Genomic DNA, 641 nt, shown 5'->3' with positions numbered 1-641 from the left:
TTCCAACCCGCCGGAACAACCCAATTTTCATTGGACGTCATGAAGATACGGATGAAGTTGGGGAATTTGATTGGATCGACCCCCTTCTTTTCGATCATATGGGTTTTATTCGTCACCATATCCTTGAGGGCCGATTCCGCCGCCTTATCGCCCGCCCATACCGCCTCATCCGAGGCTAGAAACAGCAGGCTGATTTTATGGGCATTGAACTGCCCGGTCAGATAACGGCTAGAGCCAACCTGCACCCAATGGGGCTCGACCAGCGAACCAAAGACCTCGGCCAACTTGCTTTTACCGGTCCCCATCCGCCCCCGGAACACCAGAGCTTTGCCGATCGGACGGGTGGGATGCTGGATGATGTGGGCGAACCAGCCCCAAATCCACTTCGCAAGCTCAGGATCACCCTTACAAACATTCGTTAGGACGTGATCGGCCAAAACCGAGAAATGACGTTTATGATCCTCAATATTCTCATAATAAGGCGCGGGGGTTACGGCGAACCCTTGGAACAGATTATAAATCGGGTTTTCACCCCCACCTGGCGGCAAACCGGGATCGAAGGCGATACGCTCGTATTGCCTACGCCGGGGCGATGCCATCCAATATTCCGCCAAACTCTCTGCCTTCCGGCCGCCGGTGTA

At 54.3% G+C, this 641-nt stretch carries 1 protein-coding gene; it reads right to left on the bottom strand.

All coding sequences use genetic code 11. The features are described 5' to 3' along the window. The coding region (locus VZ95_RS21120; RefSeq protein ID WP_198148481.1) for a primase-helicase family protein at positions 1 to 599 on the bottom strand (599 nt) is incomplete at its 3' end. Between the last annotated feature and the right edge of the window lie 42 nt (positions 600 to 641).

It is taken from the genome of Elstera litoralis, assembly GCF_000963705.1.
Taxonomy (GTDB): domain Bacteria; phylum Pseudomonadota; class Alphaproteobacteria; order Elsterales; family Elsteraceae; genus Elstera; species Elstera litoralis.
This window is presented reverse-complemented; position numbering and strand designations above follow the sequence as displayed.